Source organism: Rhodanobacter sp. FDAARGOS 1247 (genome assembly GCF_016889805.1).
Lineage (GTDB): Bacteria > Pseudomonadota > Gammaproteobacteria > Xanthomonadales > Rhodanobacteraceae > Rhodanobacter.
On the sequence record NZ_CP069535.1, the window covers coordinates 1,234,008 to 1,257,767 of the forward strand.

24 protein-coding genes are annotated in these 23,760 nt (G+C 67.4%); 19 read left to right on the forward strand and 5 right to left on the reverse strand.

What is annotated here, in order from left to right:
- Nucleotides 1-963: a protein translocase subunit SecF gene (secF, locus tag I6J77_RS05440; RefSeq protein WP_204110839.1), complete on the forward strand. Its 963-nt coding sequence runs from the start codon at nt 1-3 to the stop codon at nt 961-963.
- A gap of 191 nt (nt 964-1,154) precedes the next feature.
- Here the strand turns inward: secF and murU are convergent, their stop codons facing one another.
- Entirely contained in the window at nt 1,155-1,859 is a 705-nt protein-coding gene (gene murU, locus I6J77_RS05445; protein ID WP_204110840.1) for an N-acetylmuramate alpha-1-phosphate uridylyltransferase MurU, read from the reverse strand.
- Nucleotides 1,856-2,869 (reverse strand): aminoglycoside phosphotransferase family protein, encoded by a 1,014-nt coding sequence (locus I6J77_RS05450; protein WP_204110841.1) that lies wholly within the window; start codon nt 2,867-2,869, stop codon nt 1,856-1,858. Before I6J77_RS05450 ends, murU begins: the two co-directional genes overlap by 4 nt.
- Before the next feature lie 134 nt (nt 2,870-3,003).
- On the opposite strand from I6J77_RS05450, the gene I6J77_RS05455 reads away from it, so the two are divergent.
- The 16 genes from I6J77_RS05455 to I6J77_RS05530 all read left to right on the forward strand — a co-directional run bounded on the left by I6J77_RS05455 (nt 3,004) and on the right by I6J77_RS05530 (nt 19,575).
- Nucleotides 3,004-3,492 carry an SUF system Fe-S cluster assembly regulator gene (locus tag I6J77_RS05455; RefSeq protein ID WP_007804535.1) on the forward strand — a complete coding sequence of 163 codons (489 nt, stop codon included), beginning with the start codon at nt 3,004-3,006 and terminating at the stop codon, nt 3,490-3,492.
- A gap of 8 nt (nt 3,493-3,500) precedes the next feature.
- Entirely contained in the window at nt 3,501-4,967 is a 1,467-nt protein-coding gene (sufB, locus tag I6J77_RS05460; RefSeq protein ID WP_200946058.1) for a Fe-S cluster assembly protein SufB, read from the forward strand.
- A gap of 134 nt (nt 4,968-5,101) precedes the next feature.
- Nucleotides 5,102-5,854 (forward strand): Fe-S cluster assembly ATPase SufC, encoded by a 753-nt coding sequence (gene sufC / locus I6J77_RS05465; RefSeq protein ID WP_056764284.1) that lies wholly within the window; start codon nt 5,102-5,104, stop codon nt 5,852-5,854.
- Nucleotides 5,851-7,170, forward strand: coding sequence for a Fe-S cluster assembly protein SufD (sufD, locus tag I6J77_RS05470; RefSeq protein WP_204110842.1), 1,320 nt, complete (start codon nt 5,851-5,853; stop codon nt 7,168-7,170). The genes sufC and sufD overlap by 4 nt, the downstream gene beginning before the upstream one ends.
- 123 nt (nt 7,171-7,293) lie before the next feature.
- A complete protein-coding gene (locus tag I6J77_RS05475) occupies nt 7,294-8,538 on the forward strand; it encodes an aminotransferase class V-fold PLP-dependent enzyme (RefSeq protein WP_204110843.1) in 1,245 nt (414 codons plus the stop codon).
- 87 nt (nt 8,539-8,625) lie between these two features.
- Nucleotides 8,626-9,540: an acyltransferase gene (locus tag I6J77_RS05480; RefSeq protein WP_204110844.1), complete on the forward strand. Its 915-nt coding sequence runs from the start codon at nt 8,626-8,628 to the stop codon at nt 9,538-9,540.
- Nucleotide 9,541: 1 nt separating this feature from the next.
- Nucleotides 9,542-10,471, forward strand: coding sequence for a 2-dehydropantoate 2-reductase (gene panE, locus I6J77_RS05485; RefSeq protein WP_204110845.1), 930 nt, complete (start codon nt 9,542-9,544; stop codon nt 10,469-10,471).
- 64 nt (nt 10,472-10,535) lie between these two features.
- A complete protein-coding gene (locus I6J77_RS05490) occupies nt 10,536-11,084 on the forward strand; it encodes a GNAT family N-acetyltransferase (RefSeq protein WP_204110846.1) in 549 nt (182 codons plus the stop codon).
- On the forward strand, nt 11,081-11,395 hold the full coding sequence (locus tag I6J77_RS05495; RefSeq protein ID WP_204110847.1) for a non-heme iron oxygenase ferredoxin subunit: 315 nt from the start codon (nt 11,081-11,083) through the stop codon (nt 11,393-11,395). The genes I6J77_RS05490 and I6J77_RS05495 overlap by 4 nt, the downstream gene beginning before the upstream one ends.
- 168 nt (nt 11,396-11,563) lie before the next feature.
- Nucleotides 11,564-12,205: a PepSY-associated TM helix domain-containing protein gene (locus tag I6J77_RS05500; RefSeq protein WP_204110848.1), complete on the forward strand. Its 642-nt coding sequence runs from the start codon at nt 11,564-11,566 to the stop codon at nt 12,203-12,205.
- Between the two features lie 14 nt (nt 12,206-12,219).
- On the forward strand, nt 12,220-12,735 hold the full coding sequence (locus I6J77_RS05505) for a DUF2271 domain-containing protein (RefSeq protein WP_204110849.1): 516 nt from the start codon (nt 12,220-12,222) through the stop codon (nt 12,733-12,735).
- Nucleotides 12,736-12,764: 29 nt separating this feature from the next.
- Complete coding sequence (locus I6J77_RS05510) at nt 12,765-13,577, forward strand: DUF4198 domain-containing protein (RefSeq protein WP_056717971.1); 813 nt, start codon at nt 12,765-12,767, stop codon at nt 13,575-13,577.
- A gap of 5 nt (nt 13,578-13,582) precedes the next feature.
- Entirely contained in the window at nt 13,583-14,605 is a 1,023-nt protein-coding gene (locus I6J77_RS05515; protein ID WP_204110850.1) for an FAD:protein FMN transferase, read from the forward strand.
- Nucleotides 14,602-16,293, forward strand: a complete 1,692-nt coding sequence (locus tag I6J77_RS05520) for a sulfite reductase flavoprotein subunit alpha (RefSeq protein ID WP_204110851.1) — start codon at nt 14,602-14,604, stop codon at nt 16,291-16,293. The genes I6J77_RS05515 and I6J77_RS05520 overlap by 4 nt, the downstream gene beginning before the upstream one ends.
- Before the next feature lie 184 nt (nt 16,294-16,477).
- Nucleotides 16,478-18,658, forward strand: coding sequence for a M1 family metallopeptidase (locus I6J77_RS05525; protein ID WP_204110852.1), 2,181 nt, complete (start codon nt 16,478-16,480; stop codon nt 18,656-18,658).
- Nucleotides 18,658-19,575, forward strand: a complete 918-nt coding sequence (locus I6J77_RS05530) for a hypothetical protein (protein WP_204110853.1) — start codon at nt 18,658-18,660, stop codon at nt 19,573-19,575. The genes I6J77_RS05525 and I6J77_RS05530 overlap by 1 nt, the downstream gene beginning before the upstream one ends.
- An 82-nt stretch (nt 19,576-19,657) precedes the next feature.
- Here I6J77_RS05530 and I6J77_RS05535 read toward each other — a convergent pair whose 3' ends face one another.
- The 3 genes from I6J77_RS05535 to I6J77_RS05545 all read right to left on the reverse strand — a co-directional run bounded on the left by I6J77_RS05535 (nt 19,658) and on the right by I6J77_RS05545 (nt 21,120).
- On the reverse strand, nt 19,658-20,197 hold the full coding sequence (locus I6J77_RS05535) for a GNAT family N-acetyltransferase (RefSeq protein ID WP_204110854.1): 540 nt from the start codon (nt 20,195-20,197) through the stop codon (nt 19,658-19,660).
- 5 nt (nt 20,198-20,202) lie between these two features.
- Nucleotides 20,203-20,676 carry an SET domain-containing protein-lysine N-methyltransferase gene (locus I6J77_RS05540; RefSeq protein ID WP_056717908.1) on the reverse strand — a complete coding sequence of 158 codons (474 nt, stop codon included), beginning with the start codon at nt 20,674-20,676 and terminating at the stop codon, nt 20,203-20,205.
- Nucleotides 20,677-20,769: 93 nt separating this feature from the next.
- Complete coding sequence (locus tag I6J77_RS05545; protein ID WP_056764309.1) at nt 20,770-21,120, reverse strand: helix-hairpin-helix domain-containing protein; 351 nt, start codon at nt 21,118-21,120, stop codon at nt 20,770-20,772.
- Between the two features lie 205 nt (nt 21,121-21,325).
- On the opposite strand from I6J77_RS05545, the gene I6J77_RS05550 reads away from it, so the two are divergent.
- The gene (locus I6J77_RS05550; RefSeq protein WP_204110855.1) at nt 21,326-22,741 is read left to right on the forward strand and encodes a M20 family metallopeptidase; all 1,416 of its coding nucleotides are present in this window, start codon (nt 21,326-21,328) and stop codon (nt 22,739-22,741) included.
- Nucleotides 22,742-22,854: 113 nt separating this feature from the next.
- Nucleotides 22,855-23,583, forward strand: coding sequence for a YggS family pyridoxal phosphate-dependent enzyme (locus I6J77_RS05555; protein WP_204110856.1), 729 nt, complete (start codon nt 22,855-22,857; stop codon nt 23,581-23,583).
- Nucleotides 23,584-23,760 lie beyond the last annotated feature (177 nt).

Consider the following 23,760-nt stretch of genomic DNA (forward strand, 5'->3'; position numbering starts at 1 on the left):
ATGGAAATTTTCAATCACGACAGCAATATCCACTTCCTGGGGATGCGCAAGTACACCGTGGCCATCGCCATCTTCCTGATGGTGGCCTCGATTGGCCTGATCGCGTTCAAGGGTCTCAACTACGGCCTGGACTTCACCGGCGGCGTATCGATGGTCGTCGACTATGAAAAGTCGGTGGAAATCGCCGACGTGCGTGGCGCGCTGGAGAAGGGCGGCATCCACAATGCGATGGTGCAGAGCCTGGGCGGTACCCGTGAGGTGTCGATCCGCCTGCAGCCCAAGGACGATCCCGGCGCCGTCGATGCCGCCGGCAAGTTCAACCTCGACAAGATCGCCGCCGACGTGCTCAAGGTGCTGCACGTGGCACGCCCGGACGCGAAGCTGAAGAGCCGCGACTACGTCAGCGCCCAGGTCGGCCAGGAACTGCGCAGCGACGGCACGGTGGCCGCCGTGTTCGTGATCCTCGGCATCATGGCCTACCTGTGGATCCGCTTCGAGCGTCGCTTCGCGATTGCGGCGGTGGCCACCGAAGTCCATGACACCCTGGTCACCCTGGGCATCCTGGCGCTGGTCCAGCGCGAGTTCGACATGACCGTGCTGGCCTCGGTGCTGGCGGTGATCGGCTACTCGATCAACGACAAGGTGGTGGTGTTCGACCGCATCCGCGAACTGTTCCGCCTGGCGCGCAAGGCCGAGCCGGAGGAAATCCTCAACCGCTCGATCAACAACACGCTGTCGCGCACCATCATCACCTCGCTGTTCACCGGCATCACCATGGGTGCGCTGTACTTCTTCGGTGGCACCGCGGTGCATGGCTTCGCCGTCACCATGCTGATCGGCATCGTGGTCGGCACGCTGTCCTCGATCTTTGTCGCCAGCCCGATCCTGCTGTGGCTGGGCGTGTCGAAGAAGGACCTGATGCCGGTGACCAAGGAAAACCCCGAGCTGGCGCGGCGCCCCTGAAGCAACCATCGCTCGCTTCGCGAGCGATTCCAAATGGTCTTCCCCTGCATGCAGGGGAAGATGCCCGCAGGGCAGATGGGGTAGCTCCCAGTCGAAGCGAGATCCGCTTTCTTCACGTGCCCGCAGGGCAGCCGAACGAAAACGGCCCGGTGCAATCCGGGCCGTTTTTTTTGCATGAGACGCGCCTCACCTTACCCCCGTAACCCGTCCTCCAGCTCCGCCAGCCGCTGCGGCGTGCCTACATCGGTCCACGCGCCCCGATGGTGCGTACCGGCGATCTGCCCCCGCGCCATCGCCGCCTCCAGCAGCGGCCGCAGCTTGAACCGTGGCGGCTTCGCGTCGGCGCCCGCTGCGGCGCCGACCGCCCCGGCCCAGTCGTCCAGCAACTCGCGGCGGAACACGCCGATGCCGCTGTAGGTCAGCCGGGGTTCGCCGTCGCCGTGCACTTGTCCCGTCGCATCCAGCCGGAAGTCGCCGCCGGGATGATGGGCGGGGTTGTCGGTCAACAGCAGGTGCACAAGGCCGCGAGGCTCGGCGGGCAGACGGCCGAAATCGGCGTCGCACCACACGTCGCCACTCACCACCAGGAACGGCTCGTTGCCCAGCAGCGGCAGCGCGTTCAGCATGCCGCCACCGGTTTCCAGCGGTATCGGCCCTTCGTAGGCGTAGCGGATGCGCAGGCCCCAGCGCGAGCCGTCGCCCAGTGCCTCGGGAAACTGTTCGGCGAGATGCGAGGTGTTGATCACCACGTAGTTCACGCCGGCGGCGGCAAGCTTCTCCAGATGCCACGCGATCAGCGGCTTGCCGCCGATATGGAGCAGCGGCTTGGGCGTGTGATCGGTCGACGGGCGCATGCGCTCGCCGAGGCCGGCGGCAAAGATCAGCGCGTGCCTCATGCCGCTGCGGCCTGGCACAGGTCGCGTGCGCCGATCTGGCGTTGCAGGAAGGCCACGAAGTCGGCCAGCTCGGGGTAACGTGCCGCCACGTCGATCACGTAGTCGTACACGCGGGGCAGGTCGTCGAGATAGCCGGACTTGCCGTCGCGGTAGTACAACCGGCAGAAGATGCCCAGCACCTTGATGTGCCGCTGCAGGCCGATCAGGTCGAACCAGCGCAAAAAGCGTTCGCGACTGACCGCCGGTTCGATCAGGCCGGCGCCGAGCAGGCGCAGGCGATGGCCTTCGGCCCAGGCCTCGACCCGCGCGCGATCCCACACGATGTAGCAGTCGCGCAGCAGCGAGGCGAGGTCGTAGGTGATGGGCCCGTGCAGCGCGCCCTGGAAGTCGATGATGCCCGGGTTGTCGTGCGCGGTGATCAGCAGGTTGCGGCTGTGGTAGTCGCGATGCACGAAGCAGCGCGGCTGTTCCAGTGCGCTTTTCAGCAGCACGGTGAAGGCCGATTCCAGCACGTCCCATTCCTCGCATTCGGGCGTGCAGCCGAGGTGCCGGCGCAGGAACCACTCCGGCATGATCTCCAGTTCGCGTTGCAGGAAGGCATGGTCGTACGCAGGCAGGCCGTTCGTGTCCGCCTCGCGCTGCATGCGCAGCAAAGCTTCCAGCGCGTCGCCGTACAGCGCGTCCACCGTGCCCTCGTTCAACGCGGGCAGGTAGAGCCGCGAGCCGAGATCCTCGATCAACAGCAGGCCCTGTTCGAGATCGTGCGCCCGCACCTGTGGCACGTGCAGCCCGGCGGCGGACAGGCGGGCGCCGATTTCCAGCCACGGGCGCGGGTCCTCCTGCGCCGGCGGCGAGTCCATCACGATCCAGCTCTGGCCGGCATGCCGGGTGCGCCAGTAGCTGCGGAAGCTGGCGTCGGCCGAGGCGGGTTCGAGGGTCAGCGAGGCATCGTCGAGGACGCTTCGGGTCCAGGCAAGGCGGGTGGTGGCGCGGTCGGCAATCGGGGTCATGGCAACGCTGGGCTACAAGAGAATTCCAGCTTAGCGATCCGCTGCCGTCATGACGAGGCGGCAGGGCTTTATTGACCGCGAGGGCTCTAATCAGTACCATTTCAGTCCTGATTCAAACCCGTTCCGAGCGCCCCATGCTCCGCGTCAGCCGACTGACCGATTACGCCACCGTGGTGATGACCTGCATCGCTGCGCACCCGACCGAAGTGCTGAGCGCGGTGCAGATCGCCGACGAGACGCGGCTGGAGCTGCCCACCGTGAGCAAGTTGCTGAAGGCGCTGGGCCACGCCGCCCTGGTCGAGTCGTTCCGCGGCGTCAATGGCGGCTACCGGCTGGCGCGTGCCGCCGCCGACATTTCGCTGGTCGAGATCGTCGAGGCGATCGAGGGTCCGATCGGCATGACCGAGTGCAGCATGGCCGAAGGCCAGTGCGATCGCGAGGCGCAGTGCGGCGTGCGCGGCAGCTGGCAACTGGTCAACAACGTGCTGGACAACGCGCTGCGCGCGGTCAGCCTGGCCGACATGCTGAAGCCGCAACCGCCGCGGCCGTCGCGACGGATCGCTGCCGTGGCCATCAGCGACATCGCGATGCCGGCCAAATCCCGCCGGGTCACCACCGAATGAACGAGATCATGAACGAGCAGAGCAGCACCGCCACCGCGTTGCGCGACAACGCCGCCGTTGCCGAGGCACTGGGCCGCAGCTACAGCGCCGGCTTCGTCACCCAGATCGAGATGACCGGCCTGCCGCCCGGCCTGGACGAGGACACCGTGCGCGCGATCTCGGCGGTCAAGGGCGAACCGGAGTGGATGACAAACTGGCGGCTGGACGCCTTTCGCCATTGGCTGACCATGCCCAAGCCCGACTGGGCCAAGCTCAACATCGATCCGATCGACTACCAGGCGATCAGCTACTACGCCGCGCCCAAGAAGCAGCCCAAGTCGCTGGACGAAGTCGATCCGGCCCTGCTGGAAACCTACGAGAAGCTGGGCATTCCCCTGCACGAACGCGCCGCGCTGGCCGGCGTGGCGGTGGATGCGGTGTTCGACTCGGTCTCGGTCGGCACCACCTTCCGCAAGCAGCTGGCCGACGCCGGCGTGCTGTTCTGCTCGATGAGCGAGGCGATCCGCGAGTATCCCGGGATCGTGCAGAAATACCTGGGCAGCGTGGTGCCCACCGGCGACAACTTCTTCGCGGCGCTGAACTCGGCGGTGTTCTCCGATGGCAGCTTCGTGTTCATTCCGAAAGGCGTGCGCTGCCCGATGGAACTGAGCACGTATTTCCGCATCAACGCGCAGAACACCGGCCAGTTCGAGCGCACCCTGATCGTGGCCGAGGAGGGCGCCCACGTGTCCTACCTCGAAGGCTGCACCGCACCGAAGCGCGACGAGAACCAGCTGCACGCGGCGGTGGTCGAGCTGGTGGCGCTGGAGAAGGCGCAGATCAAGTATTCCACCGTGCAGAACTGGTACCCCGGCGACGAGAACGGCGTGGGCGGCATCTACAACTTCGTGACCAAGCGCGGCGACTGCCGCGGCGACGATTCGAAGATCAGCTGGACCCAGGTCGAAACCGGTTCGGCGATCACCTGGAAATACCCGTCCGTGGTGCTGCGCGGCGATCGTTCGGTGGGCGAGTTCTACTCCGTCGCGCTGACCCATCACTTCCAGCAGGCCGACACCGGCACCAAGATGATCCACCTCGGCAAGCACACCAAGTCGAAGATCGTCTCCAAGGGCATCAGCGCCGGGCGCAGCTCGAACAGCTACCGTGGCCTGGTGAAGATGGAGAAGGGCGCCGAGGGCGCGCGCAACTACACCCAGTGCGACAGCCTGCTGATTGGCAAGCAGTGCGGCGCCCACACCTTCCCGTACATGGAAGTGAAGAATCCCAGCGCCATCGTCGAGCACGAGGCGACCACCTCGAAGATCTCCGACGAGCAGATGTTCTACTGCCGCAGTCGCGGCATCGCCGAGGAAGACGCCGTGTCGATGATCGTCGACGGCTTCTGCAAGCAGGTCTTCCGTGAACTGCCGATGGAGTTCGCGGTGGAAGCGAAGAAGCTGCTTGAGGTGTCGCTGGAAGGTGCGGTGGGCTGAGTTCGTGACACGACCTTCCCACGGGCGTCATTCCCGCGACAGCGGGAATCCATTTTGACTTTGTCGCAAGAATGCCCATGGATTCCCGCGTTCGCGGGAATGACGGCAGTCGAAGCAGTAAAAGGTACGAGACCATGCTGAAAATCGAAAACCTGCACGCCCGCGTCGAGGGCAAGGAAATCCTCAAGGGGCTCAGCCTCACCGTGAACGCGGGCGAGGTGCACGCGATCATGGGGCCGAACGGCGCGGGCAAATCCACCCTGGGCAACGTGCTGTCCGGCCGCGACGGCTACGAGGTGACGGCGGGCACGGTGAGCTACAACGGCATCGACCTGCTGGCGCTGGAACCGGAAGCGCGGGCGGCGGCCGGCGTGTTCCTGGCGTTCCAGTACCCGGTGGAGATTCCTGGCGTCAACAACACCTATTTCCTGCGCGCGGCACTCAATGCGCAGCGCAAGCAGCGCGGCGAGAAGGAACTCGATTCGATGGCCTTCCTCAAGCTGGTGCGCGAGAAGCTGAAGGTGATGCAGATCTCCGACGAGCTGCTGCACCGTGCCGTCAACGAAGGTTTCTCCGGCGGCGAGAAGAAGCGCAACGAGATCTTCCAGATGGCCGTGCTGGAGCCGCAGCTGGCGATCCTCGACGAGACCGACTCGGGCCTGGACATCGACGCGCTGAAGCAGGTGGCGCAGGGCGTCAACACGCTGCGCTCGCCCGAGCGCGCGTTCCTGATGATCACCCACTATCAGCGCCTGCTCGACTACGTGGTGCCGGATTTCGTGCACGTGCTGGCCGACGGCCGCATCGTCGAGAGCGGTGACAAGTCGCTGGCCCTGCGGCTGGAAGAACAGGGCTATGCCGGCGTGAGGCACGGAGCGGTGGCATGACCCAGTCGGCCACCTTGCCCCTGGTCGAGTCGCTGCTCGATGCGCCGCTGCCGGCCAGCGGCATTGCCTGGTTGGATGCTGCGCGGCAGGAAAGTCGCGACGCGTTCGCCAGCACCGGCCTGCCCGATACCCGGATCGAGGCGTGGAAGTACACCGCCTTGCGCGGCCTGGCCCAGCGCCGCTTCGCCCACGGCGACGCGGCCGCGTCCGGCCGCGCCGTCGCTTCTTCGCTGCTGGCCCTGCCCGGCGTCGAGGGCGCGCGACTGGTCTTCGTCAACGGCGTGTTCCGGGCCGATTTGTCGACGCTGGACGCGCTGCCCGACGGACTCACCCTGCAGCCGCTGTCGCGCGTGTTGAAGGACGACGCCGAGCCGTTGCGCTTCGGCTGGTCGCGATCCGCTACCCGTGCCGAGGCGCACGGTGCCGCCGATGCCTTCGCGCGGATCAACGCCGCCAGCGCCGCCGACGGCGTGGTGCTGCGCGTGGCCGCCCGCGCCACGATCGCGGCGCCGGTGCAGCTGGTCTTCTTCGGTGCGGACGGCGAGGCGGAACTGGCCTGGCATGCGCGCAACCTGATCGAGCTGGGCGAGGGCGCGTCGCTCACCCTGGTCGAGCAGCACCTTGGCGACGGCGGTCAGGCGCAACTGGCCACCTTCGTCAGCGACATCCATGTGGGCGCGGGCGCAAAGCTGCATCACGTCATGCTGCAGAACGCGGCGTCGGCGGCGAACCTGATCCGGCACAGCCACCTGCGCCTGCAGGCGCGCAGCGAAGCGACCCTGCACGTGGTCGAGCTGGGCGGCGCCCTGGTGCGCCACGACCTGCAGGTCGAACTGCTGGGCGACGAGGCGAAGCTGCACACGCGCGGCGTGTTCATGCCGCACGGGCGCCAGCACATCGACACTCAGCTGGCGATCCGCCACCAGGCGCTGAACACCGCTTCCAGCTCGAACTGGCGCGGCGTGGCCAACGATCGTGCCCGTGGCGTGTTCCGCGGCGCCATCGTGGTGGCGCCCGGTGCCGACGGCAGCGACGCCAGCCTCAGCAACAAGAACCTGCTGCTGTCGGCGGGTGCCGAGATCGACACCAAGCCCGAGCTGGAAATCTACGCCGACGAAGTGCAGGCCGCCCACGGCGCCACGGTCGGCCAACTCGACGAGCGTTCGCTGTTCTACCTGCGCTCGCGCGGCATCCCGCTGGCCGAGGCGCGCGCGCTGCTGACCGCCGCGTTCTGCCGCGCGGTGCTGGATGACCTGCCGAACCCCGAACTGCGCGAACACCTGGCCAGCCTGCTGATCGCACAATTGCCGGAATGATGTTTATCTCCTCCCCTTGCCTGCAGGGGGAGGCTGGGAGGGGGTAGTGCTCTCGCGGCAAAGAGCGACCCCACCCCAACCCTCCCCTGCAGGCAGGGGAGGGAGCCAACCGGATTCCCTTGAATGAACACCACAGCCAGCCCCGCCACCGTCTTCGACATCCAGCGCATCCGCGCGGACTTCCCGCTGCTGTCGCGCACGGTGCATGGCAAGCCGCTGGTGTATTTCGACAACGCGAACACCAGCCAGAAACCGTTGCCGGTGATCGAGGCGATGAACGAGCACTACCGCGAGCACAACGCCAACGTGTCGCGCGCGGTGCACCAGTTGGGCGAGGAAGCCACCGCGGCGTACGAAGGCGCGCGCGACAAGCTGGCGCGCTTCATCAACGCGCCGTCGCGCAACGAGGTGGTCCTTACCTCCGGCACCACCCAGGCCACCAACCTGGTGGCCTACAGTCATGCCCTGCCGCGGCTGCAGCCGGGCGACGCGATCCTCACCACGGTGATGGAGCACCACGCCAACATCGTGCCGTGGCAGCTGGTCGCCCAGCGCAGCGGCGCCACGCTGAAGGCTGCGCCGATCGACCAGCGCGGCGAGCTGATCCTCGAGCAGTACATCGCGATGCTGACGCCGGAAGTGAAGCTGGCCTGCGTCACCCAGGTTTCCAACGTGCTGGGCACGGTCAACCCGGTGCGCGAGATCGCCCGCGAGTGCAGGAAGCGGGGCATCGCGCTGCTGGTGGACGGTTCGCAGGCGGTACCGCACCGGCCGGTCGACGTGCAGGCGCTGGGTTGCGACTTCTATGCGTTGACCGGGCACAAGATGCTCGGCCCCACCGGCACCGGCGCGCTGTGGGCCAGGCGCGAGCATCTCGATGCGATGCCGCCGTTCTTCGGTGGCGGCGAGATGATCCGCGAGGTGCGTTTCGACGGCACCAGCTTCGCCGAGGCGCCGCACAAGTTCGAGGCGGGCACGCCGAACATCGCCGGCTTCGTGGGCCTGTCCGCCGCGATCGACTACTACGAGTCGGTGGGCTTCGAGGCAATTCATGCGTGGGAACAGCAGTTGCTGGCCTACGCCACCGAACGCCTGCGCGAGATTCCCGGCCTGCGCATCATCGGCGAGGCGGCCGAGAAGGAACCGGTGATCTCGTTCCTGATCGACGGCACCCAGGCGACCGACCTGGCCACCTTGCTGGACCTGCAGGGGGTGGCGGTGCGCTCCGGCCATCACTGCGCGCATCCGCTGATGCAGTTCTTCGGCGTGCCGTCCACCTTGCGTGCCTCGCTGGCGTTCTACAACACGCGCGAGGAAGTCGATGCCTTCATCGTGGCCCTGCTCAAGGTGCGCAAGCTGCTGATGTGAAGCGGCCAGCTTTTCGTGGTCGCAAGCATGGCTCTTCCGGCCCGCGCAAGGCATCATGGTCGGCAGCTTTCCCTGTGTAGTCCACCCATGCTTGCCTTCCTGCCTTCCGTGCTGCGCATCCCGCTGGCGATGCTGCTGCTCCTGCTGAATATCCTGTTGCACGTGCTGCCGCTGTTCGCCCTTGCGCTGCTCAAGGTGGTCATTCCGCTTGGCTTCGTGCGCCGCCCGCTTTCGCGCGCGCTGGTGCTGATCGCGGAAAGCTGGATCGGCGTCAACAACGTCCTGTTCGGCGTGTTCACCTGCATCCGCTGGCAAGTCGAGGGGCTGGAAGGGCTGCACCACGACCGGAGCTACCTGGTGCTGAGCAACCACCAGAGCTGGGTCGACATTCCGGTGCTGCAGAAGGTGTTCAACCGGCGCATTCCGTTCATGCGCTTCTTCCTGAAGCAGGAACTGATATGGGTGCCGCTGCTGGGCCAGGCGTGGTGGGCGCTGGATTTCCCTTTCATGAAACGCTACTCGCGGCAGACCCTGCTGCGTCATCCCGAATTGCAGGGCAAGGATCGCGAGGCGACCCGCAAGGCCTGCGAGAAATTCCGGCACATGCCGGTGTCGGTGATGAATTTTGCCGAGGGCACGCGCTTCACGCCGGCCAAGCACGACGCGCAGTCGTCCCCTTATCAGTATCTGCTGCGGCCCAAGGCCGGCGGCGTGGCCTTCGTGCTCGACGCGATGGGCGAGGCCCTGCAAGCGATCGTCGACGTCACCATCGTCTACCCGGAAGGCCCGTGCACGATGATGGACCTGATCGCCGGGCGCGTGCACGACATTCGCGTGCATGTGCGCGAGCGTGCGATCGATGCCGGGCTGCTCGGCAGCTACGACGAGGACGCGGCCTTCCGTGGCCGGGTCAAGGCGTGGATGAATGGCCTGTGGAGCGACAAGGACGCCCAGGCCGCTCGCATGCAATCGGCCGCCGCCGGCACGACCAAGGGAGACTGACATGCGCATCCTGATCGTGGGTGCCGGCGCCACCGGCGGCTACTTCGGCGGACGCCTGCTGCAGCACGGACGCGACGTGACCTTCCTGGTTCGCGAAGCCCGGGCGCGGCAGCTGGCGCAGCACGGCCTGGTGATCCGCAGCGCCACCGGTGACGCCGAGCTGCCGGCGCCGCCCACGCTGACCACCGGCGAGCTGCGCGATCCGTTCGACCTGATCGTGCTCGGCTGCAAGGCGTACGGGCTGGAACAGGCGATGACCGACATCGCCCCGGCGGTCGGGCCGCGGACGGCGATCCTGCCGCTGCTCAACGGCATGCGCCAACTGGATCTGCTGGACGCGAAATTCGGCGCCGAGCACGTGCTGGGCGGCCAGTGCGTGATCTCCGCCACGCTCGATGCGCACGGCGCGGTGCAGCACCTCAACACGCTGCACGGGCTCACCTTCGGCGAGCGCGACGGCAGCGCCTCGCCGCGGATGCAGGCGATTGTCGAGGCCTTCGCCGACGCGGGGTTCGACTCGCGCCCCAGCAGCAACGTGGTGCAGGAGATGTGGGACAAGTGGATCTTTCTCGCCACGCTGGCCGGCATCACCTGCCTGCTGCGCGGCGCGGTCGGCGAGATCGTCGCCGCTCCCGGCGGCCGCGCGGCGACGCTGGCCCTGCTGGAGGAATGCCGCGCGGTGGCGGAGCGGGCGGGACATGCACCCGGCGAGCGCGTGCTCGAGCGTGCCCGCGCTGCGCTCACCGAGCCGGGCTCGGCGCTGGCCGCCTCGATGCTGCGCGACCTGCAGCACGGCTATCCGATCGAGGCCGACCATGTGATCGGCGACATGCTGGCGCGTTCCGGCCGTCCTGCCGACGAGGTTTCGCTGCTCGCCACTGTCTACGCCCACCTGAAGATCTACGAAGCGGGACGCAAGCCAGGCGCGTGAGCCTGGGCAGCAAGGCTGTTTCAGGTCATGGTGGAAGCGGCAGACCACGCATTATGATTCGCGCATGACCGAACCGACTCTCCCCGTTTTCCGTCCGGCATCGAGTGCCGATGTCGATGCCATCGTGGCCCTGGTCGAATCGGCCTACCGTGGCGAGTCCGGCCTGCGCGGCTGGACCACCGAGTCGCACCTGCTCGACGGCCGCCGCACCGATGCGGCCGACGTCGGCGCGCTGATCGGACGTCCCGACAGCCGCATCCTGATCGCCGAATGCGATGGCCGGATTAAGGCCAGCTGCCACATCGAGCGCCAGGGCGACGCCGGCTATTTCGGCATGTTCGCGGTCGACCCGAGCGGGCAGGGCAGCGGCCTGGGCAAGCAGGTGCTGGCGGAGGCCGAGCGGATCGCGCGCGAGGAGTGGCGCTGCCGTGCGATGCGCATGACGGTGATCGTGCAGCGCGAGGAACTGATCGCCTGGTACGGCCGTCGCGGTTACCGCCGCACCGGCGAATACCAGCCGTTCCCCTATGGCGACGAGCGCTTCGGCATTCCCCGTCGCGACGACTTGCGCTTCGAGGTGCTGCGCAAGGATTTCGACGAGGTGGCGGCATGAACGGCTGGGTGAAAGTCGGCACCCGCAGCGACTTCCTGCCTGGCGAATACAAGGTGGTGTGGGACGGCGACACGCCGATCGCGGTGTACAACATCGACGGCGCGCTCTACGCGGTCGAGGACACCTGCACCCACGACGGCGGCGACCTGGCCGGCGGCGAAGTGTACGACTTCGAGGTGGAATGCCCGCGCCACGGCGCCCGCTTCGACCTGCGCACCGGCGCCGTGACCAAGCCACCGGCGTACGAGCCGATCGCCAGCTTCCCGGTGCGCGAGGAAGACGGCGCCATCTGGACCCGCGACGACCGCTGACGGGCCGTGCCAGGTGGAAAAAGCACGTCAGTTGTTGAGATTGATTCTTGTTTACTGTCTAATGGCGGCATCCGCGCGGCCGGCTCGCCGCCGCCGCGCATCGCATGAATGGCCCTTGCCTGTCGCCGCATCCGCGCGGCGTGGCAGGGGTGCGAGCCACGGACACCGATGGGACAGTCGCCAGCACAATTCGAATCCGCCACACCGCAACGCCGCGCGTTCTGGATGCGGCAACTGCACCAGTGGCACTGGATCAGTTCGGCGCTGTGCCTGATCGGCCTGTTGTTGTTCGCACTGACCGGGATCACGCTGAACCATGCGCGGCAGATCGAGGCCACGCCGCAGGTGACCCATCGCAACCTCGTGTTGCCCACGGAGCTGCGTGTTGCGGTCGGCGGCGATGATGCGCGCAAGGCCGCGCTGCCGACGGCGGTAGGCGCGTGGCTCGACGATCAGTTGCAGGCGCACGTAGCCGGCCGCGTGGCTGAGTGGTCGGCGGACGAGGTCTACCTGTCGCTGCCGCGCCCCGGCGGCGACGGCTGGCTCAGCATCGACCGCGCCAGCGGCGCCGTCGAATACGAGCTGACCCGGCGCGGCGCGATCGCCTATCTCAACGACCTGCACAAGGGTCGCAACGCGGGCGCGGCATGGAGCTGGTTCCTCGACGTGTTCGCGCTGGCCTGCCTGGTGTTCGCGATCACCGGCTTGTTCCTGCTGAAACTCCACGCCGCGCGGCGCACCTCCACCTGGCCGCTGGTGAGCCTGGGCCTGGTGCTGCCGGTGGTGCTGGCGCTGCTCTTCATCCATTGAACGGAATTCCCGCGATGCGTCGTCTGCTGCTTTCCTGTTTCGCCCTGGCCCTGGCCACGCCGCTGGCCGCGGCCGAGCTGAACCTCACCGTGCAGATTCCCGAGCAGAAGGTGGCCGAATACCACCGGCCGTACACCGCGATCTGGATCGAGCGCGCCGACCGCAGCGTGGCTGCCCAGCTGGCCGTTTGGTACGCACAGAAGGACAGCAAGGAGGGTGCCGGCAACAAGTGGCTGCTCGACCTGCGCCAGTGGTGGCGCCGCGGGGGTCGCGAGCTGGCGTTGCCCGTGGATGGCGTCTCCGGCGCCACCCGGCCCGCCGGGCAGCACCGGTTGAACTTCGTCGACGGCCAGGCGCCGCTAGGCACCCTGGCCGCGGGTGACTACGTGCTGGTCGTGGAGGCGGCCCGCGAAGTCGGCGGGCGCGAAGTGGTGCGTGTGCCGTTCACCTGGCCGGGTGCCACCACGCAGCACCTGACCGCACGGGGCAGCAGCGAACTCGGCGCGGTCAGCCTCGACATCAACCCCTGAATCCCGTTACCGAACTGCCCGGAGTGAACATGCACAAGCGCACCCTGAAATGGATCGTCCTGGCTGCGGCGATCGCCGCACCGCTGGCGGCGCAGGCGCACAAGATGTGGCTGCTGCCGTCGGCCACCAATGTCGCCGGCGCCGATCCGTGGGTCACCGTGGATGCGGCGATCTCGAACGACCTGTTCCATCCCGACCATCACGCGGCGTCGCTGGAGCAGCTGGTGATCACCGCGCCGGACGGCCAGACGGCCAAACCGGCGAATGAGGCCGTCGGCAAATATCGCAGCGTGTTCGACCTGCAACTGAACCAGCAGGGCACGTACAAGCTGGCGCTGGTCAGCAGCGGCCTGTCTGCCAGCTACGAGCTGGACGGCCAGAAAAAGCGCTGGCGGGGCAAGGCCGACGAACTGCGCTCGGCCATCCCCAGCGCGGCGAAGAACGTGCAGGTGACGGCGTCCAGCAATCGGGTGGAAACCTTCATCAGCAACGGCAAGCCGAACGAAACCGCGCTGAAACCCACCGGGCAGGGCCTGGAACTGGTGCCGGTCACCCGCGTCACCGACCTGGTCGCCGGCGAACCGGCCACATTCCAGCTGTTGCTGGACGGCAAGCCGGCCGGCGACCTCCGGGTCAGCGCGATCGCCGGCGCCACCCGCTACCGCAACGCACAGGACGAGATCACCGCGCAGACCGGCAGGGACGGCAAGTTCCAGCTGACCTGGCCGCATGCGGGGATGTACTGGATCAACGCCGCGACGCAGGACGGCAACAGCGGCAGCAAGCTCGCCAGCAAGCGCCGCCTGTCGTATACGGCGACGCTCGAAGTGCTGCCCGAGTAAGCAGGATGTCGTTGCTGCGTCTGGCCGTCTGTTTGATCTTCTTGACCGTCGCCGCGCCGGTGGCGGCGCAGCTGCAGCGTCTGGACGGCCAGACCATGGGCACCACCTGGTCGGTGCAACTGGTGCTGCCGTCCGCGCAATCGGCGGAACAGGTGCGGCGGGGCATCCAGGCCGAACTGGATCGCGTGGACGGCCAGATGAGCACGTACCGGCCGCAGTCGGAGCTGTCGCGTTTCAATCGTGCGCCGGCCGGCAGCTGGCAGGCCTTGCCGCCGGAGTTCTTCGAGGTCTTGCAGCATGCATTGCAGCTGGCGAAAGACAGTGAGGGCGCGTACGACCCGACCGTGGGACCGCTGGTGAATCTGTGGGGCTTCGGCCCCGACCAGCGGCCGCGGCAACCGCCGACGGCAGCGGCGATCGAGCAGGCGAAGGCGCGCGTCGGCTGGTGGAAGCTGAAGCTCGATCCGGTCGCTCATCGTGCATGGCAGCCGGGCGGGGTCTGCGTGGACCTGTCCGCGGTGGCCAAGGGTTACGGCGTCGACCAGGTCGGCCGCTACCTGCAGCGGATCGGTGCGACGACGTGGCTGGTCGAGGTCGGTGGCGAACTGAAGGCGCACGGCCGCAAGCCGGATGGCATGCCGTGGCGGGTCGGCATTGAGCGGCCCGATGCGGCAGCCGGCGCGGTGAACGCCGCCGACGAACTGGTACGCACGATCGAACTGGACGAGCGCGCGATCGCCACCTCGGGCGACTATCGTCACGTGTTCGAGGACAACGGACGGTTCTATTCGCACCACATCGATCCGCGCAACGGCTGGCCGGTGCCCCACCAAGTGGCCTCGGTCAGCGTGCTGGCCGACGACGCCATGCAGGCTGACCCGCTGGGCACCACGCTCAGCGTGCTCGGCGCCGAGCGCGGCATGGCCTACGCGCGCCGACACGGTCTGGCCGTGCTGATGATCGTGCGCACCGCGCAGGGTTTCGAGCAGCGGATGTCGCCGGCGTTCGCGGCGGAGCTGCGCCGATGAAACCGGTCGACGCGGTCACGGCACGGCGCACGCTGCTCGGCAACGCGATCCTGCTGGGCGGCTTCGGCCTGCTCTCGGCGCTGCTGCTGTTGCTGCATGCGGAGGACCTGCACTGGCGCAACCCGGGCGGCGAGCGCTGGCTCGATGCCGCACTGGTGCTGCTGGCATGGCTGGGCCTGCTCGGCTGGCTGCGTCATCGGCAAGCGGTGGCGCCGCGCAAGCCCACGAAGATGCTGGACATGGCGGCCGGCCGACCAACTGCGGTGGCGGATCGCGCCGCCGTCACCCCGCAGGCGGCGGCGGACACCACGGTGCGCGTGATCTACGCCAGCCAGACCGGCTTCGCCGAACAACTGGCGCGGCAGACCCTGCAAAGCCTGCAGGCGGCCGGCATGGCGGTGCGCCTGGACGGCATCGACGGGGTCACCGTCGACGACCTGCGCCGCGCCAGCCGCGTGCTGTTCGTGGTCAGCACCACCGGCGATGGCGAACCGCCCGACATGGCGCTGGTGTTCAATCGGCAGGCCATGTCGCAAGCGCAGACGCTGGCCGGCCTGCGCTACGGCCTGCTGGCGCTGGGTGACAGTGACTACGAGGATTTCTGCGGCTTCGGTCGGCAGCTGCAGCGCTGGTTGCAGGCCAGCGGCGCACAGGCCTTGTTCGATCCGGTCGAAGTGGACAGCGAGGACGAGGGCAGCCTGCGCCACTGGCAGCATCACTTGGCGACGCTGTCCGGCGTCAACGATCTGCCCGACTGGCAGGCGCCGAAGTACCAGCGCTGGCGACTGGTCGAGCGCCGCCTGCTGAATCCCGGCAGCGTGGGCGATCCCTGTTTCCACCTGGCATTGCAGCCGCTGCAGGGCGCTGCCAGCTGGCAGGCTGGTGACCTGGTCGAGATCGGCCCCTGCCATCCGGCCGAACGGGTGGCGGCATGGTTGTCGGCACGGTCGCTGGATGGCCGCGTGCCGGTGTCGTACCGCAAGCAGCGGCAGCCGCTGGCCGAACTGCTGGCGCGTTGCCGCCTGCCCGAAGCGGACGAAGTCGACGGGCTGGATGAAGAGGCGGTGGCGACATTGCTGCAGTGGCTGCCGCATCGCGAGTATTCGATCGCCTCGCTGCCGGACGATGGCGCGATCCACCTGCTGGTGCGCCAGATGCGCGGCCGCGGTGGTTACCTCGGGCTCGGTTCGGGCTGGCTGACCGGGCATGCGCCGATCGGTGCCGAGATTGCCTTGCGCGTGCGCGGCAACAGCAACTTCCATGCGCCGCGGGATGGGCGGCCGATGATCCTGATCGGCAACGGCACCGGGCTGGCGGCACTGCGCGCCTTGCTGAAGGCGCGCATCGGTGCCGGGCACCCGCGCAACTGGCTGCTGTTCGGCGAACGGCAGCAGGCGCACGACTTCCTCTACCGCGAAGAGATCGAACGCTGGCTCGCGGCGGGCTGGATCGAGCGTGCCGATTTCGCCTGGTCGCGCGACCAGGTCGAGCGCATCCACGTGCAGCAGCGACTGCGCGAGGCGGCCGATGACTTGCTGGCATGGGTCGACGCGGGTGCGGCGATCTACGTCTGCGGCAGCCTCGACGGTCTCGCGCCCGGTGTCGACGCGGTACTGAACGAGGTGCTGGGCGTGGCGCGGGTCGACCAGTTGCGCCAGCACGGTCGTTACCGGCGCGACGTCTACTGACGCGCCGGCCTCCCACCACCGGCAGGAACTTTCGCTCGCCACGCATGACCTATGGCCTATGCCCCGTTTCCCTGACGGGCGCAATCTGTGGGGATTGTCCAGGGGAGTGACAAACATGCGGCGAATTGCACGCAAGTGGGGGTATTTGTGTGCCGTGACCTTGTCGGTCGCGGCATGTCCGGTCATGGCGCAGACGCCTGCGTCCGCCAGCACGACGGCCAGCGCACCGGCTGGCCAGGTGATGGCTCCGGCCAGTGCCGGCGCGGTCGCCGCCGACATTCCGTTCGTCTCGCCGGATGCGGCGAATTTCCAGGTGCCCAGCGCGCCCGACGCGTGGGGTGGCCCGCGCGGCGAGCACCCGGCCACGCTGTCCGATCAGGTGGTGAGCTACACCATCCAGGCCACGCTGGACCCGGCCACGCACACGGTCGACGCCAAACAGACGATGACCTGGCGCAACCGCAGCAACCAGCCGGTCAGCAAGATCTACCTGCACCTGTACCTCAACGCGTTCGAAGGCCCGGGCAGCACGTTCTTCACCGAGCGGCGCCTGTTCTCCGGCAGCGGCCACTCGCGCGGCAACGCCGACCTGAAGAAGGGCGAGTGGGGCTACATCGAGTTGAACAAGGTGCAGCAGGGTGGCCAGAACGTGAGCTGGCGTTTCGTGCAGCCCGACGGCGGCCCGAAGACCGACAAGACCGTGGTCGAGCTCGACCTGCCGCAGGCGGTGCCGGCGCAGGGCACGCTGAGCCTGGACATCGACTTCCACGACCAGCTGCCGCGCGTGGTCGAGCGCACCGGCTGGTTCGGTGACTTCCATCTGGTCGGCCAGTGGTTTCCGAAGATCGCGGTGCTGGAATTGCCCGGCGAGCGCGGTGCCACGGCGCCGCGCTGGAACGCGCACGAGTTCCATTTCCACAGCGAGTTCTATGCCGACTACGGCAACTACGACGTCAAGCTGACCGTGCCGAAGGGTTACACCGTGGGCTCGGTAGGCGAGGAGCAGGGCGCGCCGGTCGAGAGCGGCGACAAGGTCACCCACCACTTCGTGCAGACCGATGTGGAGGACTTCGCCTGGGTCGCCGCGCCGGGCTACAAGGTGCAGCGCACCAGCTGGACCGGGCCGGGCAGCCCCAAGGTCGACGTGCAGGTGATCTACCCGCCCGAGTACGAGGCGAGCGCGCAGCCGGTGCTGAAGGCCACCACCGATTCGCTGACCTATTTTTCCGACACGCTGGGCCCGTATCCGTACAGGACGATCACCGCCGTGGTGCCGCCGTACAACGCGGGCGAGGCGGGCGGCATGGAATACCCGACCTTCTTCACCGCCGAGGGCTACGACAAGGTCACGCCCGACACGCTGACCCAGTACGCGATCGACTTCGTCACCATCCACGAGTTCGGCCATGGCTATTTCATGGGCCTGCTCGGCTCGAACGAATTCGAGGAGCCGATGCTCGACGAGGGCATGAACCAGTACTGGGACGATCGCATGCTGGTCGATCGCAAGCAGGACATCTGGGTCACCACGCCGCTGCTGAGCAAGCTGGGTTTTGCGCCGCGGCTGACCCCGTTCGAAGGCGAGCGGCTGTCCGGCGTCGTCGGCATCGGCGTGCCGGCCGATTCGCTCGACTCCAACTCATGGGACCGCATGTCCAGCAACAGCTACGGGTCGGTGTACGCGCGTACCGCGGCGACCATGCGCACGCTGGAAAACCTGCTCGGTCACGAGGTGATGGGCAAGGCAATGAAGCTGTACTACGAGCGCTGGAAGTTCCGCCACCCCGACGCCGCCGACCTGCGCGATGCGCTGGCCGAGGGTTCGGGCCAGCCCGAACTGGTGCATGCGATCTTCGCCTCGCAGGTCTACGGCACCGACAAGGTCGACGCCAGCGTGGTCTCGATCGACAACGAGGAGCAGGTGCCGCGCGCCGGTACCGTGATCCGCGACGGCAAGCGCGTCACGCTCTCCGCGAAGGACGTCGACAAGCAGATCGACGACGCCCGCGCGGCCTGGGACAAGGCCCACAAGGACGCCAGGCACGGCGGTCCGTATCCGTGGCTGTCGACGATCACGGTGCGCCGCACCGGTGCGGCGGTGCCGCGCACGGTATTGGTGAAGTTCGCCGACGACAGCAGCGAGACGGTGAAGTGGGATGACGCCAGTCGCTGGAAGCGGATCAGCTTCACCAGGCCAGTCAAGGCGGTGTCGGCCACGGTGGACCCCGACCGGAAGATCGTGCTGGATGCCAATTCGCTCAATGACAGTCGGACGATCAAGGCCGATGGCGCAGCCTCGCGCCGCTGGAGTGCGGATGTCGCCTCCTTCTTTCAGACTTTCTACGCCTTGATGGGGACGCTGTGATGAAGACCGGACGCATTTCACGCCGCGTGGATTCGGCCGCCCTGATGCGCGCGCCGTTCGCCGCCATGCAGTGGCGGTTGCTGCTGCTGTGGGTATTGCTGCTGCTGTTGCCGACGGCGGTGGTCAGCCTGCCGATCTGGCGCGCGCTCAGCAGCGTGCTGGATCATTCGATCCATGCGCAGGAGTGGGCGACACGCTTCAACGGCAGCATGTTCAGTGACGTCATGACGGCACTCAACATGTCCAACTGGTTCGGCGGCATCGCCTTGCTGGGCATGGTGCTGACCGCCCTGCTGTCGCCATTCCTCACCGGCATGGTGGTGGGTACCGGCCGCGCGGGTCGCACGCTGGGCTTCAGTCATCTGCTCCAGTGCGGCATCGTCGAATACGGTCGCATGTTCCGCCTGATGCTGTGGTCGATCCTGCCCTACGTGGTGATGGGCGCCCTGATCGGCGTGGCGATGCACATGGCCGACGACGTCGGCGACAAGGCCGTCCTGCAGTCGCAGGCTGATCGGGCCTCGCACCTGGCGCTGTTCGTCGCCGGCGTGCTGTTCGTGCTGGCCCAGTCGATTGTCGAGTCCAGCCGCGCCGCGTTCATCGCGGACGCCGGGCTGCGTTCGGCCACCCGCGCCCTGGGTCGCGGCTTCATGCAGTTGCTGCGTCGTCCGCTCAGCACCTTGCTCAGCTATCTGCTGATCAGCGTGATCGGTTACGTGATCGCCATGGCGATCGGGATCGGGCGGGTGAACACGCCCGCAGTGGGCGTGGCCGGACTGGTCATCGCCGTGCTGCTGGCCCAGTTGGTAGTGCTGGTGATCGGCTGGATGCGGGTGGCACGCCTGTTCGCGCTGGCCGAGGTGGCCCGCTCGCTGGTCTCGTCGCGCTCAGCCAGCGGGTTGCCGCCGGCGCTTTGACGAGGGGGCGGAGGGCGCTCACGCCCTCCGCCATCCGATGGCGCGGGTTTTCCGGCGCGCCCGCGAAGAGAAATCGTGGAGCTCAGCCGTAGGCGCGGCGCGGCTCGCGATGCGGCGGGTAGTAGGCAAACACGTGGCTGTGGCTGCCGTAGAAGTCCATGTCTTCGATGTGCTCGCCGCCCAGCCGCTCGGCGACCCGGTCCGAAGCTTCGTTGCCGATGCGCACCAGGCTGATCACCCGCTGCGCGTGCAGCTGGTTCCAGGCGAATTCCAGCACCGCCGTGCCCGCCTCGGTGGCGTAGCCGTGGTGGCGGTGTTCGGGCTTGAGCATCCAGCCCATTTCCAAGTCGGGCCAGCCATCGGGATACATCAGGCCGGCGCGACCGATGAACTCGCCGGTGGCTTTCAGTTCCAGCGCCCACATGCCGCAGCCGCGCAGTTGCCAGTGGCCCAGCAGCATGGCCAGCGAGCGCCAGGCATTGGTGCGGTCCAGTGGCTGGCCGTCGCCGATCCAGCGGGTGCTGGCAGGGTCGGCCAGCATCGAGGCGTAGTCGTCGAAATGACGTTCGGTCAGCGCAGTCAGGCACAAGCGCGCCGTTTCAATGGTTGGGATATCAAACATCACGATCAGCGGTGGGCGGCAACCAGCAGTTCGGCCAGTGCATGAGTGCTGCTGGCGAGGCTTTCTTGCCAGGACAATCCGGTGATTGTCTCACCTGTGACCGAATCGACAAAATCCTCGGCCTGGCCCGGCGGCAGCAGGTGCCGGTAGTCCACCGTGATCTCGGTCCCCGGCGGGAGCTCGGCCAGGGCAAACACGAAGCCCAGGTGCCACAACCCGTTGGGCGCGAAGCTGTGGTTGATGTAGCACTCGTCGGGCCAGTCCGGCGACAGCGTGTAGCGATCCTCGAACCAGCGGGCGCTGGCGTGGAACTGCGCGCGCAGCTCCGCCGAGGCCATGATGTCGGCGTAGCGGAAGGTCTGCGTGATGGCGTCCGGTGCGGTGATGATGCTGCCCGCGGCCACCGTTTCGTCGAGGAACAGCCCGTTGCCGGCGCCGTGGATGGCCGAAGCGGCAATGTGATAGCGCGGCAGGATCATGACCGGGATGGCGGTGAGCTGGGCGCGCGAGTGTAACGCAAGCGGCGCGGCCCGCCATGGACCGCGCCGCCACTGCCGGCCTGCCGGGGCCGCTTATTTCTCGCTCGCGGCCTTCCTGCTCTTGTGGGCGGGTTTGGCGGGCGCGTCGGCCTGGGCGACCGCTTCCGGCGTGTCCCCCGCCTCCAGCTGGATCGCGCTGCGATTGCGCTCGATCGTGGCCTTGCCGATGCCCTTGACGTGCTTGAGGTCGTCGGCCTTCTTGAACGGGCCGTGCGCCTCGCGCCAGGCCACGATGGCCTCGGCCTTGGCCTGGCCGATGCCGTCCAGCGACTTGGCGATGGTGGCCGCATCCGCCTGGTTGATGTTGACCGGGGTGGCCGCCAGCAGCAGGCCGGGCAGGGCGAGCGTCAGCGCGAGCGCAACAGCGACGAGTTTGTTGAACATGGCTTTCTCCTTGGGCGGTGGTCACGGCATCCGTGTGCCGTCGGCGAACTATCCCGCCGCCGCCCGGCCTCGCACAGTCGGAAGCGCGACAGGTCGCGCGTGCGTGGTCGTCGTGCGCCCGCGTGGGGCGCGGCCCGTCGGTTGTCGGTGCGACGGAAGCGCGCTGGTACAATGGCGCACTTGTCTGCCTGCTGGAGTGATACCGATGGATACTGCCCGCCTCTCGCGTTTTGTCAGTGGCCTCTGGGACGACGAGATCGTGCCGCAGCTGGTGGAATACATCCGCATTCCCAACAAGTCGCCGATGTTCGACAAGGACTGGGTGGCGCACGGCTACATGGATGCGGCGGTGAAGCTGATGGAAACCTGGGCGCGCTCCAAGCTGGGCCAGCTGCCGGGTGCCACGCTGGAAGTGGTGCGGCTGGAAGGACGCACGCCGCTGATCTACATCGAAGTGCCGGGCACCGGCGACGACACCGTAATGTTGTACGGCCACCTGGACAAGCAGCCGGAGATGACCGGCTGGGCCGAGGGCCTCGGCCCGTGGACGCCGGTGATCAAGGGCGACAAGCTGTATGGCCGCGGTGGCGCCGACGACGGCTACGCGATCTTCGGTTCGCTGGCCGCCTTGCTGGCGCTGCACGAACAGGGCATCCCCCACGCGCGCTGCGTGGTGATGATCGAGGCCTGCGAGGAATCGGGCAGCTACGACCTGCCGTTCTACGTCGACCACCTGGCCGAGCGCATTGGCAGCCCGTCGCTGGTGGTCTGCCTGGATTCGGGCTGCGGCAACTACGACCAGCTGTGGCTGACCACCTCGCTGCGCGGCATGACCGGCGGCAACCTCAGCGTGCAGGTGCTGGAGGAAGGCGTGCACTCGGGTGACGCCTCCGGCGTGGTGCCGTCCAGCTTCCGCATCCTGCGCGAGTTGCTGTCGCGGCTGGAGGACCCGGCCACCGGCACGATCAAGCCGAAGGAGCTGTACGTCGACATCCCGCAGCAGCGCATCGACCAGGCCAAGCTTTCGGCCGAGGTGCTGGGCGACGACATCTACGACAAGTTCCCCTGGGTCGACGGCATGCAGCCGGTAACCAGGGACCTGGCCGAGCTGGTGCTCAACCGCACCTGGCGTCCGCAGCTGGCGGTCACCGGCATCGGCGGCATCCCGCCGCTGGAAAGCGCCGGCAACGTGCTGCGTCCGTTCACCTCGGTGAAACTGAGCCTGCGCGTGCCGCCCACGCTGAGCGGCGCCAAGGCCGGCGAGTTCGTCAAGCAGTTGCTGGAGAAGGACCCGCCGTACGGCGCCAAGGTCACGTTCACCCTGGAAAAGGACGGCTCGGGCTGGAACGCGCCGGCGCTGTCGCCGTGGCTGGAACAGGCGGTCAGCGACGCCTCGCAGAACCACTTCGGCGCACCGGCCACCTACATGGGCGAGGGTGGCAGCATCCCGTTCATGGGCATGCTGGGCGAAAAATTCCCCCAGGCACAGTTCCTGATCACCGGCGTGCTGGGGCCGCATTCCAACGCCCACGGTCCGAACGAGTTCCTGCACATCCCCACCGGCAAGAAGGTCAGCATGGTGGTGGCCGAGGTGGTGGCGAAGCACTTCGCGCAAGGCTGAGAGCGAGGAGTGAGAGGAGAGGGGTGAGGAGTGGGAGAAGGCCGCGTCACGCTTCGCTCCTCTCTCACTCCTTAACTCCTCATTTCTCACTCCTTTCCCGCGGAGTCCGCAAGATGCCTACCCCCTCCCACCTTGCCGCCAACTGGTCCGACATCCGCCGCCGGGTGGATGAGGCCTGCCGTGCCGCCGGGCGCGACCCGGCCGAGGTCGACGTCCTGCCGGTCAGCAAGACCTTCGGGCCGGAGCTGATCCGGGCCGGCGTGGCGTTGGGCATGCACCGCTTCGGCGAGAACAAGGTGCAGGAGATCCGCGACAAGTCGCCGCTGCTGGCCGACTGCGGCATCGACTGGGTGATGATCGGCCACCTGCAGACCAACAAGGCGAAAGACGTGGCGCGGCTGGCCAGCGAAGTGCAGTCGCTGGACCGGCTGGAACTGGCCGAGGCACTGGATCGGCGGCTGCAGCACGAGGGTCGCGGCATCGACGTGCTGGTGCAGGTGAAGACCTCCGTCGAACCCAGCAAATACGGTCTCCCGCCTGAACAGCTGGCCGACTTCCTGAACGCCTTGCGCGGCTATCACAGCTTGCGCGTCCGTGGCCTGATGACCTTGGCCATCCACTCCGTCGACGCTGACGAGGTACGGGCCTGCTTCCGGCTGCTGCGCGAGCTGCGCGACCGCTCCATGCTGCAAGGTCATGATATCCCACGGTTATCCATGGGGATGAGCGGTGATTTCGGGCTGGCCATCGCCGAAGGGGCGACTGAGGTGCGGATCGGCACGGCGATCTTCGGCCAGCGTGCCTACCCGGACTCGCACTACTGGCCCGAAGCTGGCGCCTGAGCCATTATTTCAATAAAAATCATTGGCTTGTGTAAAGTGTGCGCGCTATCCCGATTTTTCGGAACGGCAGAGTTCAGTTAACCTCAATCCAACATCTGCACGCCATCTTCTTGTTAAGTTCACTCCATCGTCACGTCGTCGGCACCTGCTGTGCGGCCAATCCTGTGAACAACAAGG

Excerpts from the sequence above, each read along its gene's own strand:
- secF (WP_204110839.1), top strand. The coding sequence starts at position 1 with ATGGAAATTTTCAATCACGACAGCAATATCCACTTCCTGGGGATGCGC.
- I6J77_RS05480 (WP_204110844.1), top strand. The coding sequence starts at position 8,626 with ATGCTTGCCTTCCTGCCTTCCGTGCTGCGCATCCCGCTGGCGATGCTG.
- I6J77_RS05525 (WP_204110852.1), top strand. The coding sequence starts at position 16,478 with ATGGCGCAGACGCCTGCGTCCGCCAGCACGACGGCCAGCGCACCGGCT.
- I6J77_RS05450 (WP_204110841.1), bottom strand. The coding sequence starts at position 2,869 with ATGACCCCGATTGCCGACCGCGCCACCACCCGCCTTGCCTGGACCCGA.
- I6J77_RS05505 (WP_204110849.1), top strand. The coding sequence starts at position 12,220 with ATGCGTCGTCTGCTGCTTTCCTGTTTCGCCCTGGCCCTGGCCACGCCG.
- I6J77_RS05495 (WP_204110847.1), top strand. The coding sequence starts at position 11,081 with ATGAACGGCTGGGTGAAAGTCGGCACCCGCAGCGACTTCCTGCCTGGC.
- sufC (WP_056764284.1), top strand. The coding sequence starts at position 5,102 with ATGCTGAAAATCGAAAACCTGCACGCCCGCGTCGAGGGCAAGGAAATC.
- I6J77_RS05535 (WP_204110854.1), bottom strand. The coding sequence starts at position 20,197 with ATGTTTGATATCCCAACCATTGAAACGGCGCGCTTGTGCCTGACTGCG.
- I6J77_RS05530 (WP_204110853.1), top strand. The coding sequence starts at position 18,658 with ATGAAGACCGGACGCATTTCACGCCGCGTGGATTCGGCCGCCCTGATG.
- panE (WP_204110845.1), top strand. The coding sequence starts at position 9,542 with ATGCGCATCCTGATCGTGGGTGCCGGCGCCACCGGCGGCTACTTCGGC.
- I6J77_RS05515 (WP_204110850.1), top strand. The coding sequence starts at position 13,583 with ATGTCGTTGCTGCGTCTGGCCGTCTGTTTGATCTTCTTGACCGTCGCC.
- I6J77_RS05510 (WP_056717971.1), top strand. The coding sequence starts at position 12,765 with ATGCACAAGCGCACCCTGAAATGGATCGTCCTGGCTGCGGCGATCGCC.
- I6J77_RS05500 (WP_204110848.1), top strand. The coding sequence starts at position 11,564 with ATGGGACAGTCGCCAGCACAATTCGAATCCGCCACACCGCAACGCCGC.
- I6J77_RS05550 (WP_204110855.1), top strand. The coding sequence starts at position 21,326 with ATGGATACTGCCCGCCTCTCGCGTTTTGTCAGTGGCCTCTGGGACGAC.
- sufB (WP_200946058.1), top strand. The coding sequence starts at position 3,501 with ATGAACGAGCAGAGCAGCACCGCCACCGCGTTGCGCGACAACGCCGCC.
- I6J77_RS05455 (WP_007804535.1), top strand. The coding sequence starts at position 3,004 with ATGCTCCGCGTCAGCCGACTGACCGATTACGCCACCGTGGTGATGACC.
- I6J77_RS05520 (WP_204110851.1), top strand. The coding sequence starts at position 14,602 with ATGAAACCGGTCGACGCGGTCACGGCACGGCGCACGCTGCTCGGCAAC.
- I6J77_RS05490 (WP_204110846.1), top strand. The coding sequence starts at position 10,536 with ATGACCGAACCGACTCTCCCCGTTTTCCGTCCGGCATCGAGTGCCGAT.
- I6J77_RS05555 (WP_204110856.1), top strand. The coding sequence starts at position 22,855 with ATGCCTACCCCCTCCCACCTTGCCGCCAACTGGTCCGACATCCGCCGC.
- I6J77_RS05545 (WP_056764309.1), bottom strand. The coding sequence starts at position 21,120 with ATGTTCAACAAACTCGTCGCTGTTGCGCTCGCGCTGACGCTCGCCCTG.
- murU (WP_204110840.1), bottom strand. The coding sequence starts at position 1,859 with ATGAGGCACGCGCTGATCTTTGCCGCCGGCCTCGGCGAGCGCATGCGC.
- sufD (WP_204110842.1), top strand. The coding sequence starts at position 5,851 with ATGACCCAGTCGGCCACCTTGCCCCTGGTCGAGTCGCTGCTCGATGCG.
- I6J77_RS05540 (WP_056717908.1), bottom strand. The coding sequence starts at position 20,676 with ATGATCCTGCCGCGCTATCACATTGCCGCTTCGGCCATCCACGGCGCC.
- I6J77_RS05475 (WP_204110843.1), top strand. The coding sequence starts at position 7,294 with ATGAACACCACAGCCAGCCCCGCCACCGTCTTCGACATCCAGCGCATC.